We start from the raw sequence: 15,097 nt of genomic DNA on the forward strand, positions 1-15,097 counted from the left end.
GCATGTATTAGGCACGCCGCCAGCGTTCATCCTGAGCCAGGATCAAACTCTCCAATAAAGTTAGTTTGTCTAGCATCATAAAATAAAAATTGACGTTTCACGTTGTTTGTTTCGTTCAGTTTTCAAAGAACTACTTGGTCGCTCGTTTGCGACTCCCTTATGTTAACATCTTCGTTTTTCGATGTCAACTAAGTTTTTCAATTTCTTTTTTGTCGTTTTCTGCGTTTCCGCATCAGCGACGGTTATTAATATATCATGGTGAAAAATGAAATGCAACACCTTTTATAAACTTTTTTCAAATTAACTACATTTCTTTTTTCATATCATATACTTAAACGAAATATCCCTTTCATTTCTAAGAGATTCCTACATATATTCTATATAAAGTCACTCTACCCAAAAACATTTCTTTCTATAATAAATGTTTTATTCATATACCATATCATACAAGGAGGAATACATATGGACTATACCGATTTATTAATTAAACTAGGTCTCTCGGCTATTTTAGGATTCGCCATCGGTTTAGAGCGCGAATTAAAACGGAAACCCCTTGGTTTAAAAACATGCTTAGTTATTTCTATCATTAGTTGCCTCCTGACGATTGTTTCTATTAAAGCAGCTTACAATTTACCACATACTGATCATATGAATATGGATCCACTTCGACTTGCCGCTCAAATTGTATCAGGGATTGGTTTTTTAGGTGCTGGTGTTATTTTAAGAAGAGGAAACGATAGTATTGCAGGACTAACGACTGCCGCTATGATCTGGGGCGCATCTGGTATTGGTATTGCTGTTGGAGCTGGATTTTATATCGAAGCAATTTTCGGAATGTGTTTCCTTATGATTAGCGTTGAACTTATACCGTTAACAATGAAATTTGTAGGGCCTAGGTCATTTCGTCAACGTGATATCGCAGTAAAACTTGTTGTGCGAAATATGGACAATATCCCGGTTGTAATTGAAGAAATAAAAGAAATGGATATAAAAGTGAAGAATATGAAACTTAAAACGTTAGAAAATGGTTCTCACTATTTGCATCTTAAATTATGTATCGATCAAAAAAGACATACTGCTGATGTTTACTATGCTCTCCAGCATCTTGAAAGTGTTCAACAAACTGAAGTGGAAAGTATGTAACGTAAAACAAACTCTCTTTTCAATTAGAGAGTTTTTCTTTTTTCTATAATGGTAACAATGAATGTAGTCTTGCAAAGTAAGGAGGAATAGGCAATTGAAATCCCGTCCAAATTTAGTAGATACATTTCGTGATTCCATTATTTTTCGTTTAATTTGCTTTATTATTGTACTTACTGCTTTTTCCGGCTTTCTTATACATAGATTAGAACCATCCCACTTCACTACGTGGTTTGATGGAGTTTGGTGGTCAATCGTTACCATTTTCACTGTTGGCTACGGTGACTTTGCCCCTCATACACTAATGGGCAAACTTATCGGTATAGGTATTATTTTATTAGGAACCGGATTTTGTTCTTATTATATGGTGCTGTTCGCTACTGAAATGATTAGTAAACAATATATGAAGATTAAAGGAGAAGAAGCTGCAACTTCTAACGGTCATATGATTATCGTCGGCTGGAACGAACGGGCAAAGCACGTTGTAAAACAAATGCACGTATTACAGCCGAACCTTGATATCGTTTTAATTGATGAAACACTTTCTTTACTTCCAAAACCATTTCATCATTTAGAATTTATAAAGGGGTGCCCCCATCACGATCAAACGCTATTAAAAGCTAATATTACAACGGCTCACACTATATTAATAACAGCTGATAAAGAAAAAAACGAAAGCTTAGCGGATACACAGTCCATTTTAAATATTTTAACTGCAAAAGGGCTCAACCCAAACATTCACTGCATCGCTGAACTTCTCACTTCTGAACAAATACAAAATGCAACGAGAGCTGGCGTGTCAGAAATTATAGAAGGAAATAAATTAACGAGCTATGTATTTACCGCTTCTCTTTTATTCCCTTCCATTTCAGGTGTACTATTTTCACTTTACGACGAAATCTCTGATAATAAATTACAACTGATGGAGCTTCCCCCATCCTGCACTGGACAAAGTTTTGCAAATTGTAGCTATACTCTTTTAAAGCAAAACATTCTCTTACTAGGTATAAAGCGCGACGAACAATATATGATTAACCCAGTTCATTCTTTTGTTCTCATTGAAAGCGACATACTCATTGTTATTCACCATTAGTAAAATGACGCTCTAGTTCCTGCATGAGCACTTTCCCAATATTGATATATTTTCTTTTTACATCTCCATCTGGATCTTTCGGCTCAGCAAATTGATCCAATCCACTCGTGCCGGCTGTTAACGTATTTACATGATCATCTAGTTCGTCTTGATATACGTGCGAAAGAATATACGGCGTTTCAAGACGGACTATTACGCCTGGCACATCTAATTCACCATTCACTGCTGTAAAGGGCACTCGCAGAAATTGATAGCCATCTTCTTCATCAATTTTATAATCAAAGCATCCTTTATCATAATCCCAATTGCCACCAATGCTATATCCGAGTGGCTTCATGATTTCTTCTAACTTATATAACGCATATGTACGTCCTTCTAAATTTGATTGAATCGGAATCAAGTCCATCCCTCCTAGACTTTTTCCTTAGCATACCCACTCTAGTTTGAATATACTGATGGACTTTTCGATGAAATAATAAAAAGCGGCCGGATCCGGCCGCTTTTTATTATTTTAAACGCTCTTCTAATTCTGCTTTTAATTCTTCAAATCCTGGTTTGCCAAGTAAAGCAAACATGTTTTTCTTGTATGCTTCTACTCCTGGTTGGTCAAATGGATTTACGCCTAATAAGTAGCCGCTCATCGCACATGCTTTTTCGAAGAAGTATACAAGGTAACCAAATGTGTACTCATTTAATTCAGGAATATTTACGATTAAGTTTGGTACTCCGCCATCGCTATGTGCAAGTAATGTACCTTCGTATGCTTTCGTGTTTACGAAGTCTACAGTTTCACCAGCAAGGTAATTTAATCCATCTAAATCGTTTTCTTCTGATTCGATTGTTAGTTCATGTGTAGGTTTACCTACTTTTAGAACTGTTTCAAATAAGTCACGACGACCTTCTTGAACGTATTGACCTAATGAGTGTAAGTCAGTTGAGAAGTTTGCTGAAGATGGGAAAATACCTTTTTGATCTTTTCCTTCACTTTCACCAAATAACTGTTTCCACCACTCAGCGAAGTATTGAAGTGCTGGCTCATAGTTAACAAGCATTTCAATTGTTTTTCCTTTATTGTATAAAGCGTTACGAACTACTGCATATTGGTAAGCTGGGTTTTCTTCTAGTTCTGATGTTCCGAAGTCATCATGACCAGCAGCTGCACCTTTCATCATCTCTTCAATATTTAAGCCACTCACTGCGATTGGTAATAAACCAACTGGCGTTAATACAGAGAAACGTCCTCCAACATCATCTGGAATAACGAATGTTTCGTAACCTTCATTATCAGCTAATGTTTTTAATGCACCACGCGCTTTATCTGTCGTTGCATAAATACGTTTGCGAGCTTCTTCTTTTCCATATTTTTCTTCTAACAACTTACGGAAAATACGGAATGCTAGTGCAGGCTCTGTTGTTGTACCTGATTTGGAAATAACGTTAATAGAGAAGTCTTTACCTTCTAATACATCCATTAAATCTTTCATGTAAGTGGAGCTAATGTTTTGTCCAACAAATAGCACTTGTGGAGTTTTACGTTGTTCTTTAGAAAGTGTGTTGTAGAAAGAATGGTTTAACATTTCAATTGCTGCACGTGCTCCTAGGTAAGAACCACCGATACCTACAACAAGTAAAATGTCAGAGTCATTTTTAATTTTTTCTGCGCATTTTTGAATGCGAGCAAATTCTTCTTTGTCATATTGAAGCGGAAGGTCTACCCACCCAAGGAAATCGTTCCCAGCTCCAGTTTTTTCGTGGATTGCGTGATGTGTTACTTTCACTGCATCACGTAAATAAGTGATTTCATGTTCACCGATGAAGGATAACGCTTTAGAATAGTCGAACGTTACATGTGTACTCATCTTTTTCCCTCCAATTATGGATATGTATTTCTGTATTCACTTTAGCGAAACTGAAGTTGTAAATCAAGCGATTAGCCAATTGTAAACGTAACCAATATATATTTTTTAAAAAAAGTTCATTTTTTGCATAAAAATTCGCATTTTTCGGTATAGATGTATATACATCCTGTTTCAAACATTTTTTATGTATAAAAACAACATAACTACACCATTCTATAAAAGAGTTAATTAACTCATCGCTTGCTCATGCTTCACAATTAAGGGGGGCTTTTTCATGAGTACACTGCAACGTATCGCATTAGTCTTTACTGTAATTGGCGCTGTGAACTGGGGATTAATCGGGTTCTTCCAGTTTGACTTAGTGGCAGCCATTTTCGGTGGACAAAACTCAGCTCTTGCACGTATTATTTACGGCATCGTCGGTATTTCTGGGCTGATCAATCTTGGTTTACTCTTTAAACCATCAGAAAATCTTGGTACTCACCCAGAAACGAACGAAATTCGCTAGTCAGTATGTCCTTACTCACCTTCGACATACGAATATGATTGCATGCAATCATATTTGCCAATATATATCATAAGAAAAAGTAAAAGAGGAACGCTCATATGCGCTCCTCTTTTACTTTGTTAACTCGGACTCTTCAATCCATTCTGTTAGCTTTTCTCGCAGCGTATTAAATCCGTCCTTAGATGGATTCGGTATAAGAATCCGTCCTTGTTTTCTTTTCGCCGCTTTTAACGATAAACTCATTTTTCTGTGTTCTTCATCAATTGAAAGTACTTTTACTTCTACTGTATCGCCGACTTTTAAAAAGTCATGAATATCCTTTACATATCCATTTGTAATTTCAGATATATGCACAAGTCCTTGTGTTTCTGCATCTAACGCTACAAATGCACCGTAATCTTGAATCCCAGTCACTTTCCCTGTTACAACCACTCCTGTTGTATATTGTTCTGACATATGAAACACTCCCATACGTTTACCATTTTCTCTACAATTGTAGATAGCAAAGCAGATGATTTATTGTTAAATATCCGATTAGTTAATACGTACCCTAAGTAAAGCAACTCAAGATACGCATACCTTATATTAGTAAATTATACCACTATGACAGAGCTCATTCAAAATTCATGAAAAAATTTCCTTAAGTAAGTATAATTCTCCAATATTAGGATAGAATACTAACACATGGCTTTCTAGTATTCCCCCCCTTTTATGGACAAAACGTATTGTGTTTTGTCCTTTTTTTATTCTCTATAAACCGCTCCATTCTCTTCATTGCTTCCATAAGCTGTTCAAGCGATGTTGCATACGAACAACGAATAAACCCTTCGCCACTTTCGCCAAATACACTTCCAGGTACAACAGCCACTTTTTCTTCTAATAATAACTGTTCTGCAAATTCCGCTGAAGATAGTCCGGTTGAAGAAATGGAAGGAAAGACATAAAATGCTCCGCCTGGCACATGACACGTTAATCCCATGTCATTAAAAGATGTCGTCATAAAATTACGGCGTTTCTTATAACTATCTCTCATCCGAATTACTTCATCATTCCCCGCACGTAACGCTTCAAGTGCTGCGAACTGAGACATCGTCGGTGCACACATCATAGAATATTGATGAATTTTGAGCATTAATTCTGAAAAATGAACAGGAGCTGCAATCATACCAAGACGCCATCCTGTCATTGCAAATCCTTTTGAAAATCCTGAGATTAAAATCGTATGCTCGCGCATATTTTTAATACTCGCGAAACTTGTATATGCTTCGTCGTATACAAGTTCTGCATAAATTTCATCAGATAATACGATTAAATTGTACTTCTCAACAATCACTGCTATTTCTTCAAGCTCGGACTTGTTTAACATTGCACCTGTTGGGTTATTTGGTGAACAAAGTAAAATTGCCTTTGTCTTCGCTGTAATAGCTGCCTCAATTTGTTCTGGTTGTACTTTAAATTCATTTTCTAAAGTAGTCGCCACAGGAACTGGAACGCCTCCAGCTAATGTCACAAGCGGGGCATAAGAAACGAAACTTGGCTCAATAATGAGTACTTCATCATCAGGATTTATAATGGCGCGCATCGCTACATCTAACGCCTGACTTGCTCCAACTGTAACAATGATTTCATCGTTTGGATCATAAGAAACTGCAAATTGTTTTTTTAGATACTTTGCTATTTCTTGACGGAGCTCCAATAATCCTGCATTTGCTGTATATGACGTATATCCTTGTTCTAAAGAACGGATACATGCTTGCCTCACATTCCAAGGTGTAACGAAATCAGGCTCTCCTACTCCAAGCGAAATAACACCTTTCATATTTGCTGCTAAATCGAAAAACTTTCGAATACCAGATGGTTGTAAAGATTCCGCTGCTCTAGATAGTTCAAATTGCTTCATGGTGTCACCACAATTCGCTTATCATCATCGTTTTTTTCATAAATAATTCCTTCATGTTTATACTTCTTCAAAATGAAATGCGTTGTCGTAGAAACGACAGATTCAATTGTTGCTAATTTCTCAGAAACAAACATCGCCACTTCTCCCATTGTCTTTCCTTCTAATGTAATAGAAAGGTCATATGTCCCTGACATTAAATACACAGACTTCACTTCTGAATAACGATAAATTTGCTCAGCAACCGCATCGAACCCAACGCCGTGCTTTGGCGTAACTTTCACATCAATCATTGCCGTTAAACCTGTATGTTCTTTCACCTTCGTCCAATCGATATGTGTTACATAATCCACGATAATCTTTTCCGCTTCTAATTTTTCAACCATTTTCTTTACTTCTTCTACTTCTATATTTAACAGCTTCGCTAATGTATCTACAGTTAATCGACTACTTTTTTCAAGACAAGCTAATAATTCTAATTCTTTTTCTGTCACCATATAAATCATCCTTCCTTTTCGTTTGTGTCTAAATTATACAAATAGCCTTTCCAGTTTGAAAAGAAGATTTTTTTAGTGAATTATGTCAAAATAAAGTGAAACTTTAATCAGCGGAATGCTTCACCCCGCTGATTATTAGCCCGCACCAATCGGGCTTTTACGAGCAGTTGATCTCCCACCTCACTTCTTTGTCTCAACCTTCTTTTTAGGTGGGAGTCTTACTGCTCGTTAAAGCGGGGTAAAGTGAAACTTTAATCAGCGGATAAATGCGTGATAAAGCGAAAGGGGATGGAACCGTGAAACCAAAAGTTTATATTGCTGAACCAGTTCCAACATTTGTAGAAAACTATTTATCAGAACACTGTGATTATGAAAAATGGGAGCAAAATGAGAAGGTACCTCGTGATGTTCTACTAGAGAAAATACAAGATAAAGATGGTTTATTAAATTTCGGATCTGCTATTAATGAAGAATTATTGGAGGCGGCTCCTAACTTAAAAGTAGTAAGCAACATTTCTGTCGGTTACGATAATTTTGATTTACAAGCGATGGAAAAGCGCAATGTCCTCGGAACAAATACACCTTACGTACTAGATGATACAGTAGCTGACCTCGTTTTTGCTCTTATGTTATCTGCTGGTCGTCGTGTTTGTGAACTCGACTCCTACGTAAAAAATGGTAAATGGAATGCGGAAATTGGAAAAGAGCACTTTGGGCTAGATGTACACCATAGTACAATCGGCATTATCGGTATGGGCCGAATTGGTGAAGCTGTTGCAAAACGAGCGAAATTCGGATTTGATATGGATGTTCTTTATTATAACCGTCGCCGAAAAGAAGAAGCTGAACAAAAATTCGATGCTACATATTGTGATTTACAGACGCTACTCAAACAGTCTGACTTTATCGTTCTTCTTACTCCATTAACAGATGAAACGTACCATCTTATCGGAGAAAAGGAATTTTCATTCATGAAAGAAACAGCTATCTTCATTAATGCTTCTCGCGGGAAAACAGTAGATGAAGAAGCGTTAATTCATGCGTTAACAGAAAAGAAAATCTTTGCAGCAGGCATCGATACTTTTACACAAGAGCCGATTCAAAAAGATAATCCGCTCTTATCATTACAAAATGTTGTGACCTTACCACATATCGGATCTGCAACATTAAAAACTAGGCAACAAATGGCTATGACCGCCGCTGAAAATTTAGTTGCAGCGTTACAAGGAAAAACACCACCTAATATTGTTCGCGGGTAATACTGAATATACGAAAGGCAAGATGACATCGTCATCTTGCCTTTTTTTGTTAACATATTTTTTTCTGCCTTGGAAATGATATGAACAAAAATCAATGGAGTGACAAAAAATGAATCACGAATCTACTTGTCCTTATTTCACTTTTTCCACTCGCGGCACTACTGTTCATTACGAATTGTATGAACATGACAATAAAACAGAACGTCCTACTTTCGTACTCGTTCACGGTTTTTTATCTTCCTCATTCAGCTACCGCCGTCTTATTCCTTTATTATCGAAAGAAGGAACAGTCATTGCTCTTGATTTACCACCGTTCGGAAAGAGTGATAAGTCTCATCTATTTAAGTATTCTTATCATAATTTAGCAACGATTATAATCGATTTAATTGAACACTTATCTCTCTCAAACATTGTGTTAGTTGGACATTCTATGGGCGGCCAAATTTCACTTTACGTAAACCGTATACGTCCTGAATTAATTTCAAAGACAATTTTACTATGTAGCTCGAGCTATTTAGCACGCGCAACTTTACCTTTACTGTACTCTTCTTATTTACCGTTCTTTCATTTATACGTAAAGAATTGGATTATACGGCGCGGCATTGTTCATAACTTAATGAATGTCGTTCATGATCATTCATTAATTGACGATGAAATGAAGGCAGGTTACTCTGCTCCTTTTTATGACAACCGTATATTCCCCGCTTTAACTCGTATGATACGAGATCGTGAAGGTGACTTATCTTCAACTGAATTACAAAAAATCGAAACACCTACTCTACTCATTTGGGGTGAAAAAGATCGGGTCGTCCCTGTACATGTAGGTCATCGTCTGCACAAAGATTTACCGAATTCGAAATTTATTTCTTATGAAAATACAGGGCATTTACTACCTGAAGAAAAACCGGAACATGTTTATGAAGAAATTATCGCTTTTTCTGCGCAATAATATCAAAAAGGCTGTCGGAAATTCCGACAGCCTACAATGAACAACTTCCGCCTTCTTTTATTACAAGTAATTCCACAGCTAACTTCTCACATTTTTCAAGCGCAGGTACTTCCTCAAAAGACATAAAGTATATATGTTGAATCTTCTTTGCGATGTATTTTGAATCATCAAACACACTTGCGACGTTCACAACATCGCTCGCTTCTGTTTCATAAAACTCCGGTCCCATTTGAAACGGATCCCAATTCTTCACAACCTCTATCATCTTTTCATATGTACCCATTCGCTTCCCGCCTTTTCACTTTTTAATACTTTTCTTTATCCTATCACATCAGCTATTCTATAAGAAGAGAGAGAACTTTCATAACTTAACGGTTTTACAGAAGAAGGGAGCAAACTTATGCAACTATTTCATAAAGCAGTCAATCGCCGTGGAACTCATAGTACAAAATGGGATACATATAAAAACGAAGAACTTATCCACGCGTGGATTGCTGATATGGATTTTGAAGTACCTCAACCAATTCAAACTGCTTTAAAGCAACGTATCGAGCATCCTATTTTCGGCTATACACTTCCTCCCGAAAATATTGGCGATATTATTTGTAACTGGACAAAAAAACAGTACAACTGGGATATTCAAAAAGAATGGATTGTCTTTAGCGCCGGAATCGTTCCAGCTCTTAGTGCGAGCATACAGGCCTTCACAAAGGAAAACGAATCCGTTCTCGTACAACCACCTATTTATCCCCCATTTTTCGAAATGGTCACAACAAACAATAGACAATTATGCGTAAGTCCATTACAGAAACACAATGATACATATGCGATAGATTTCGAACATTTAGAAAAGCAATTTCAACAAGGCGTCAAACTTATGCTTCTTTGCAGTCCTCACAACCCGATAGGGCGTGTTTGGACGAAAGAGGAATTAACAAAGCTTGGATCTTTATGTACAAAATATAATGTAATCGTTGTCGCAGATGAAATTCATTCCGATATTATTTATGCAAATCATACACATACACCGTTCGCTTCTTTATCTGAAGAACTAGCAGCGCGCACGATAACTTGTATGGCTCCAAGTAAAACATTTAATATCGCTGGATTACAAGCATCGATTATTATCATTCCAAATGAAAAACTCCGTCAAGCTTTTACATCTATCCAATATAGACAAGGCTTTCACGGATTAAATACATTTGCCTATACAGCGATGGTAAGTGCCTATACAGAATGTAACGATTGGCTAAATGAAATTCGATTATATATAGAAGATAACGCTAAGTTCGCTTGTGAATATATGAAAGATCACATACCTGCTCTTTCCGTAACGAAGCCAGAAGGTAGCTTTTTATTATGGATTGATTGCTCTCGCCTACAGCTTTCTCAAGATGAGCGCACTACATTGCTTGAGGAAAAAGGAAAAATTATCGTTGAACCTGGTGAAAAATACGGATTAGGCGGCGAAGAACATATTCGAATTAACATCGGCTGTCCAAGGTCTGTTTTAGAAGAAATTTTAAATAGGCTGCGCCATACGTTTTCATAATAAGAAAGGAGGCTATTTGGGACAGCCTCCTTTGTCATATTTTGTCGGTAAGTCGATATATTTTAAAAATCGCCGATATATTTTGAGTTACGGTCGATATATTCCAATAATCGCCGATATATTTTCACTTATACTACAAAAAAGCTACCGCGCACGGTAGCTTTTATTTTTTCTTCATATCCGACGCTTTTTTTACAATAACACCACAAGCAATTCGATCACCTGATTTACCTGTCGGTTGTGTCATACCATCATCAGCATTTTCTGTAATAATAATAGACGCTCCATCTTTTCTATGAATCGTCGTTTTCCCTTCTTCAAGCGTTATATGTGGCGCATCAATTTCTGCTTTAATTTTCCCGGAACCGTCTGCAATTACGTTCGGTAAATCACCGTTTTCTGCACCCTTCGGATTAAGGAGTCCATGCTTTTTATTATCAGGGTTAAAATGATTCCCAGATGATTCAAAACGCGGTGCTTTACACTCACCAATTTCATGTACATGTATGCCGTGTGGGCCAGGTGTGAACCCTTCCCCTTTAATCTTAATTTTTACTCCGCTTGTTTGCTGCACTACTTTCGCAGTCCCCACTTCATCACCTGAAGCATTATGTAATTTCACGTCAATTTCTTTCGGCTTTCCTTGGTCACAACCTGCCATCAGAAATAGTAAACAACAACTGAAAAAAAGCCGTTTTTTCATTTTATTCCCTCCAAAATACATTCTGCCCTTAGATTGTCCGAGCATAGAGGGAAACATACAAAAATGAGTTACTGTTTCTTTTCAGCTAACAGCTTTTCTTCAACTTTCTGTAATCGATCTGCTTCTCGTTTTGATACACGAATGAACATACGCCACGTGGCAACCGCACCAATGATGAATAGAACGCAAACAATCCCTGGAATAATATATTCTGTTTTATCTTCCGGAAAATATAATGGCATCATATAAATCACTCCTTATTATAGGATTCACAAAACATCAGAATTTTCTGTTATATTAACTTAAATTATAGTGGAACCTATCCACATTCTCAAGGGGGCATTCCGAACGCGAATGATTTCTTTGACTCCTTCTCCTACTTTCCTTACTATAAACTTGAGGTGAAAAATATGAGAGAAACATTTGAAATTGGCGAAATCGTTACTGGTATTTATAAAACGGGAAAATACATTGGCGAAGTTACAAATAGCCGCCCTGGCAGTTACGTCGTAAAAGTATTAGCTGTTTTAAAACATCCGGTGCAAGGTGACTTACATAACGTAAAACAAGCTGACGTACCATTTTTCCACGAAAGACGTGCTTTAGCTTTTCGTGAACAGACGAACATTCCAGAGCAAATGGTAAAGAAGTATGAAGGAGAAATTCCAGATTATACAGATTCACTCAAATTAGCATTAGAAACTCAAATGAATTCATTTTCTGAAGATGATTCACCTTTTGCAGTTCGTAGTCTAGAAACATTAGAGCAATTAAAAAAAGACTACAAACTTTAAAAAAACAAAACGACCAAATTACATACTGTGCAATTTGGTCGTTACTGTGTACTCACTTTCTTTAACACTTTTGAAAAATCAACGAGTTCCCCTAATGTTGGAGGTGCTGGTTTCACTAAATACTCTTTATCTTTTTCTACTAACTTAAAAATATTATACGTCGTCATCGCATCATCTAGCGCACAATGATGCTTACCCGTCCCTACTTTTCCATACGCCTCAATTGCTTTCCACAGTCCTGTTTGATTTCTCTCACCAAAAAACTTCTTATACTCAAGTGATAAATCACGACACTGTCCTTGGAAAGGAAAATCTACTCCCGCTTTTTCACAATTATGCTTCAACACTTTCATATCCATATTTCCCCACGTAACAATGGTCGGTTTACATCTCTTTTCATATTCTGCAAGTTTTTCAACGAGTTCTGGAAACGAAATTCCTTTATCTACGACTTCTTGTTTAATCCCTAAAAATTTCTTACATCGATCGGTTAAAGATGGAAAAGTTTTCGGCCTAACATGAGCTGAATACGTATCTTCTACCTTACAGCCAACAACCGAAACGAGTCCTACCTCAATAATCTCCGGGAAAAATCCTTTTGGTTTTTTTCTGTGCTGGGGCATCGTAAACTCAAAATCCAAAAATAAAAATTGTTGTTCATTCATACGATCCCTTCCTTATCATCTTTGTCATTCCTTTCTATTTGACACTCCTACACGAACAAGCTCGAATGCTAATTCCATTTTAAATATTCAGATTGGATGTATCTTATATATATGTCAAATGCCCGCAAATATTTTTAAAAATAAGAAAAAGTAACCTTTGCAGAAAATATAACAAAATAAGCCCTTTCATTTACATCCGACATTTTTCTACTTTATAATGACGTTATGTGTGTTTCATCTAGTTAATTTTTGACACACTAAGAAAAGTGAATGAAAGGAGATGAGAGTTTTGCACGAAACAACGCAAGAGCTCGCAAACTGGCAGTATTATTTTGCTATCGCAGTCTTTTTAATTACATATGCTATTATTATTTCTGAAAAAATTAATCGCGCTGTCATCGCACTTCTTGGTGCAGCACTCATGGTAATTATGGGGGTTGTTGATTTACACAATGCCTTTACGAAACATATTGAATGGGGGACGATTACACTACTCATCGGTATGATGATTTTGGTGAACATTACGAGTAAATCGGGCGTCTTCCAATACGTTGCCATTAAAGCAGCAAAAGGAGCGCAAGGAAATCCAATTAAAATTTTAATTTCACTTTCCTTACTTACTGCACTTGGTTCCGCGTTTTTAGATAACGTTACAACTGTACTTCTTGTTGTTCCAGTTACTTTATCTATTACGCGCATACTGCAAGTAAATCCTGTCCCCTATTTACTTTCTGAAATTATTTTTTCAAACATCGGGGGAACAGCAACATTAATTGGTGATCCACCTAACATTATGATTGGTTCTGCCAATAAGCATTTAGATTTCAATGCTTTCTTACTAAACTTAGCGCCAATCGTAATTATTATCATTGGTGTGACAGCGACAATACTTTACTTCATGTACCGCAAACAATTAATCGCTGATCCTGTACAAGTTAAAAAATTAATGAGTTTAGATGAAAAGCAATATATTAAAGATCCAGTATTAATGAAAAAATCTTTAACAGTACTTGGACTTACAATTGTAGGTTTCATGACTCATTCCATTTTCCACGTTGATGCAGCTATCATCGCTTTAACTGGTGCTACTGTACTTATGTTAATCGGTGTGAAAGAACATGAAATTGAAGAAGTATTCGCAAGTGTAGAATGGGTAACAATCTTCTTCTTCGCAGGACTATTCGTACTCGTTGGAGGACTTATCGATATCGGTCTTATTAAAATGTTAGCTCAAAAAGTAATTGGCATAACAGGCGGAGATATTTCTTACGCATCTATCCTTATTTTATGGGTATCTGGTATCGCCTCTGCAACAATTGATAACATTCCATTCGTTGCAACAATGATTCCTCTTATTAACGATATGGCTGTCGGATTAGGTTTATCACCTGCTGACGCACAAATCGACGTATTATGGTGGGCATTAGCATTAGGTGCTTGTCTAGGCGGAAACGGAACATTAATCGGCGCTTCTGCTAACGTAATCGTTGCAGGTATCGCAAGCCGAGAAGGACATAAATTTAGCTACATGGACTTCTTAAAAGTCGGTTTCCCAATTATGATCGTTTCATTAATCATTTCTCATATTTATATTTATGTACGCTACCTTATGTAGCACAAAAAGCGCCCTGCTTTCAGGGCGCTTTTTCTATCTCAAATATTACATATGCTACTCGTTATACCTCACCGGCTCATTTCGAATAATGAACAAGTGAATCGGCAAGAACACCGAAAATGTGATGACATGAATAATTGTAAATAATATAGAGTTCGTTCCATATCTGTCTAAGATAGCGTAGATGAGATAAATGGACAACACAATCGATACAGCTGTTGCTAGTATACTTATAATTGGTACGAAATTAAAAATGAAACACGCGACATATATGCCGAATACTTTCCATCCTGCTTCTTCTTTCAAGAAATCTGGTAATTTATCTTTTGCTAAATCGCCCCACGTTTTACTATTTATAAAAGGAATAAAAGCAAGAACCCCATCCGTTGCACCATCATTTTTCGCCATCGTATACAGTGCAAAAGCCGTTAACAAATACGAAATAATTGCCCAAATTATGATAACAAGAATAAACGCAAAACTAAGAGCAAAGAAACCTGCTAGTACGCCTTGATCTTCCATCTTATCCTCTCCTCTCTACTTTCAACATATTTCGTTACATGGCA

General features: G+C 36.7%; 18 protein-coding genes. 8 read left to right on the forward strand and 10 right to left on the reverse strand.

All coding sequences use genetic code 11. The features are described 5' to 3' along the window. The first annotated feature begins 462 nt into the window (after positions 1-462). Positions 463-1,143: an MgtC/SapB family protein gene (locus PDK19_RS19295; RefSeq protein ID WP_000386681.1), complete on the forward strand. Its 681-nt coding sequence runs from the start codon at positions 463-465 to the stop codon at positions 1,141-1,143. Between the two features lie 94 nt (positions 1,144-1,237). Beyond that, complete coding sequence (locus PDK19_RS19300; protein WP_014893447.1) at positions 1,238-2,233, forward strand: potassium channel family protein; 996 nt, start codon at positions 1,238-1,240, stop codon at positions 2,231-2,233. Here PDK19_RS19300 and PDK19_RS19305 read toward each other — a convergent pair. Both PDK19_RS19305 and PDK19_RS19310 read right to left on the reverse strand, forming a co-directional pair. Then, a complete protein-coding gene (locus tag PDK19_RS19305) occupies positions 2,220-2,633 on the reverse strand; it encodes a YugN-like family protein (protein ID WP_000612336.1) in 414 nt (137 codons plus the stop codon). The genes PDK19_RS19300 and PDK19_RS19305 overlap by 14 nt on opposite strands. Positions 2,634-2,739: 106 nt before the next feature. Then, positions 2,740-4,092, reverse strand: coding sequence for a glucose-6-phosphate isomerase (locus PDK19_RS19310; RefSeq protein ID WP_000103652.1), 1,353 nt, complete (start codon positions 4,090-4,092; stop codon positions 2,740-2,742). Between the two features lie 274 nt (positions 4,093-4,366). On the opposite strand from PDK19_RS19310, the gene PDK19_RS19315 reads away from it, so the two are divergent. Continuing rightward, positions 4,367-4,600 (forward strand): DUF378 domain-containing protein, encoded by a 234-nt coding sequence (locus tag PDK19_RS19315; protein ID WP_000105788.1) that lies wholly within the window; start codon positions 4,367-4,369, stop codon positions 4,598-4,600. A gap of 111 nt (positions 4,601-4,711) precedes the next feature. Here the strand turns inward: PDK19_RS19315 and yugI are convergent, their stop codons facing one another. The 3 genes from yugI to PDK19_RS19330 all read right to left on the reverse strand — a co-directional run bounded on the left by yugI (position 4,712) and on the right by PDK19_RS19330 (position 6,994). Then, on the reverse strand, positions 4,712-5,056 hold the full coding sequence (gene yugI, locus PDK19_RS19320) for a S1 domain-containing post-transcriptional regulator GSP13 (RefSeq protein ID WP_000003767.1): 345 nt from the start codon (positions 5,054-5,056) through the stop codon (positions 4,712-4,714). 253 nt (positions 5,057-5,309) lie between these two features. Further along, entirely contained in the window at positions 5,310-6,500 is a 1,191-nt protein-coding gene (locus PDK19_RS19325; RefSeq protein WP_016718788.1) for an aminotransferase, read from the reverse strand. Beyond that, positions 6,497-6,994: an Lrp/AsnC family transcriptional regulator gene (locus PDK19_RS19330; RefSeq protein WP_000255706.1), complete on the reverse strand. Its 498-nt coding sequence runs from the start codon at positions 6,992-6,994 to the stop codon at positions 6,497-6,499. Before PDK19_RS19330 ends, PDK19_RS19325 begins: the two co-directional genes overlap by 4 nt. A 266-nt stretch (positions 6,995-7,260) precedes the next feature. Here PDK19_RS19330 and PDK19_RS19335 point away from each other — a divergent pair, with 266 nt between their 5' ends. Continuing rightward, positions 7,261-8,253 (forward strand): 2-hydroxyacid dehydrogenase, encoded by a 993-nt coding sequence (locus tag PDK19_RS19335; protein WP_014893446.1) that lies wholly within the window; start codon positions 7,261-7,263, stop codon positions 8,251-8,253. A 109-nt stretch (positions 8,254-8,362) separates the two neighbouring features. Further along, positions 8,363-9,202 carry an alpha/beta fold hydrolase gene (locus PDK19_RS19340; protein ID WP_049111697.1) on the forward strand — a complete coding sequence of 280 codons (840 nt, stop codon included), beginning with the start codon at positions 8,363-8,365 and terminating at the stop codon, positions 9,200-9,202. Between the two features lie 31 nt (positions 9,203-9,233). Here the strand turns inward: PDK19_RS19340 and PDK19_RS19345 are convergent, their stop codons facing one another. Further along, a complete protein-coding gene (locus PDK19_RS19345; RefSeq protein ID WP_000537636.1) occupies positions 9,234-9,485 on the reverse strand; it encodes a YugE family protein in 252 nt (83 codons plus the stop codon). A gap of 117 nt (positions 9,486-9,602) precedes the next feature. Here PDK19_RS19345 and PDK19_RS19350 point away from each other — a divergent pair, with 117 nt between their 5' ends. Next, positions 9,603-10,754, forward strand: coding sequence for a MalY/PatB family protein (locus tag PDK19_RS19350; RefSeq protein WP_049111695.1), 1,152 nt, complete (start codon positions 9,603-9,605; stop codon positions 10,752-10,754). A gap of 163 nt (positions 10,755-10,917) precedes the next feature. On the opposite strand, the gene sodC is transcribed toward PDK19_RS19350, so the two are convergent. Together sodC and PDK19_RS19360 are read right to left on the reverse strand one after the other, a co-directional pair. Continuing rightward, entirely contained in the window at positions 10,918-11,457 is a 540-nt protein-coding gene (sodC, locus tag PDK19_RS19355; protein WP_000746511.1) for a superoxide dismutase [Cu-Zn], read from the reverse strand. Positions 11,458-11,525: 68 nt separating this feature from the next. After that, positions 11,526-11,702, reverse strand: a complete 177-nt coding sequence (locus PDK19_RS19360; protein ID WP_000982762.1) for a hypothetical protein — start codon at positions 11,700-11,702, stop codon at positions 11,526-11,528. Positions 11,703-11,867: 165 nt separating this feature from the next. Between PDK19_RS19360 and PDK19_RS19365 the strand changes: the two genes are divergently transcribed. Continuing rightward, entirely contained in the window at positions 11,868-12,251 is a 384-nt protein-coding gene (locus PDK19_RS19365) for a kinase-associated lipoprotein B (protein WP_001209341.1), read from the forward strand. Between the two features lie 41 nt (positions 12,252-12,292). On the opposite strand, the gene kapD is transcribed toward PDK19_RS19365, so the two are convergent. Continuing rightward, positions 12,293-12,916, reverse strand: a complete 624-nt coding sequence (kapD, locus tag PDK19_RS19370) for a 3'-5' exonuclease KapD (protein WP_001005369.1) — start codon at positions 12,914-12,916, stop codon at positions 12,293-12,295. A 289-nt stretch (positions 12,917-13,205) separates the two neighbouring features. Between kapD and PDK19_RS19375 the strand changes: the two genes are divergently transcribed. Then, positions 13,206-14,531: an ArsB/NhaD family transporter gene (locus PDK19_RS19375; protein ID WP_000545225.1), complete on the forward strand. Its 1,326-nt coding sequence runs from the start codon at positions 13,206-13,208 to the stop codon at positions 14,529-14,531. Positions 14,532-14,585: 54 nt separating this feature from the next. Here PDK19_RS19375 and PDK19_RS19380 read toward each other — a convergent pair whose 3' ends face one another. Beyond that, a complete protein-coding gene (locus tag PDK19_RS19380; RefSeq protein WP_000390059.1) occupies positions 14,586-15,053 on the reverse strand; it encodes a hypothetical protein in 468 nt (155 codons plus the stop codon). Positions 15,054-15,097 lie beyond the last annotated feature (44 nt).

Origin of the sequence: Bacillus cereus group sp. BcHK124, from assembly GCF_027712065.1 — a bacterium.
GTDB classification, from domain to species: Bacteria; Bacillota; Bacilli; order Bacillales; family Bacillaceae_G; genus Bacillus_A; species Bacillus_A pacificus.

Coding starts and splice junctions, on each gene's coding strand:
- kapD (WP_001005369.1), bottom strand. CDS start 12,916: ATGAATGAACAACAATTTTTATTTTTGGATTTTGAGTTTACGATGCCC.
- PDK19_RS19335 (WP_014893446.1), top strand. CDS start 7,261: ATGCGTGATAAAGCGAAAGGGGATGGAACCGTGAAACCAAAAGTTTAT.
- PDK19_RS19345 (WP_000537636.1), bottom strand. CDS start 9,485: ATGGGTACATATGAAAAGATGATAGAGGTTGTGAAGAATTGGGATCCG.
- PDK19_RS19295 (WP_000386681.1), top strand. CDS start 463: ATGGACTATACCGATTTATTAATTAAACTAGGTCTCTCGGCTATTTTA.
- PDK19_RS19340 (WP_049111697.1), top strand. CDS start 8,363: ATGAATCACGAATCTACTTGTCCTTATTTCACTTTTTCCACTCGCGGC.
- PDK19_RS19315 (WP_000105788.1), top strand. CDS start 4,367: ATGAGTACACTGCAACGTATCGCATTAGTCTTTACTGTAATTGGCGCT.
- yugI (WP_000003767.1), bottom strand. CDS start 5,056: ATGTCAGAACAATATACAACAGGAGTGGTTGTAACAGGGAAAGTGACT.
- PDK19_RS19350 (WP_049111695.1), top strand. CDS start 9,603: ATGCAACTATTTCATAAAGCAGTCAATCGCCGTGGAACTCATAGTACA.
- PDK19_RS19330 (WP_000255706.1), bottom strand. CDS start 6,994: ATGGTGACAGAAAAAGAATTAGAATTATTAGCTTGTCTTGAAAAAAGT.
- PDK19_RS19365 (WP_001209341.1), top strand. CDS start 11,868: ATGAGAGAAACATTTGAAATTGGCGAAATCGTTACTGGTATTTATAAA.
- PDK19_RS19325 (WP_016718788.1), bottom strand. CDS start 6,500: ATGAAGCAATTTGAACTATCTAGAGCAGCGGAATCTTTACAACCATCT.
- PDK19_RS19380 (WP_000390059.1), bottom strand. CDS start 15,053: ATGGAAGATCAAGGCGTACTAGCAGGTTTCTTTGCTCTTAGTTTTGCG.
- PDK19_RS19310 (WP_000103652.1), bottom strand. CDS start 4,092: ATGAGTACACATGTAACGTTCGACTATTCTAAAGCGTTATCCTTCATC.
- sodC (WP_000746511.1), bottom strand. CDS start 11,457: ATGAAAAAACGGCTTTTTTTCAGTTGTTGTTTACTATTTCTGATGGCA.
- PDK19_RS19360 (WP_000982762.1), bottom strand. CDS start 11,702: ATGATGCCATTATATTTTCCGGAAGATAAAACAGAATATATTATTCCA.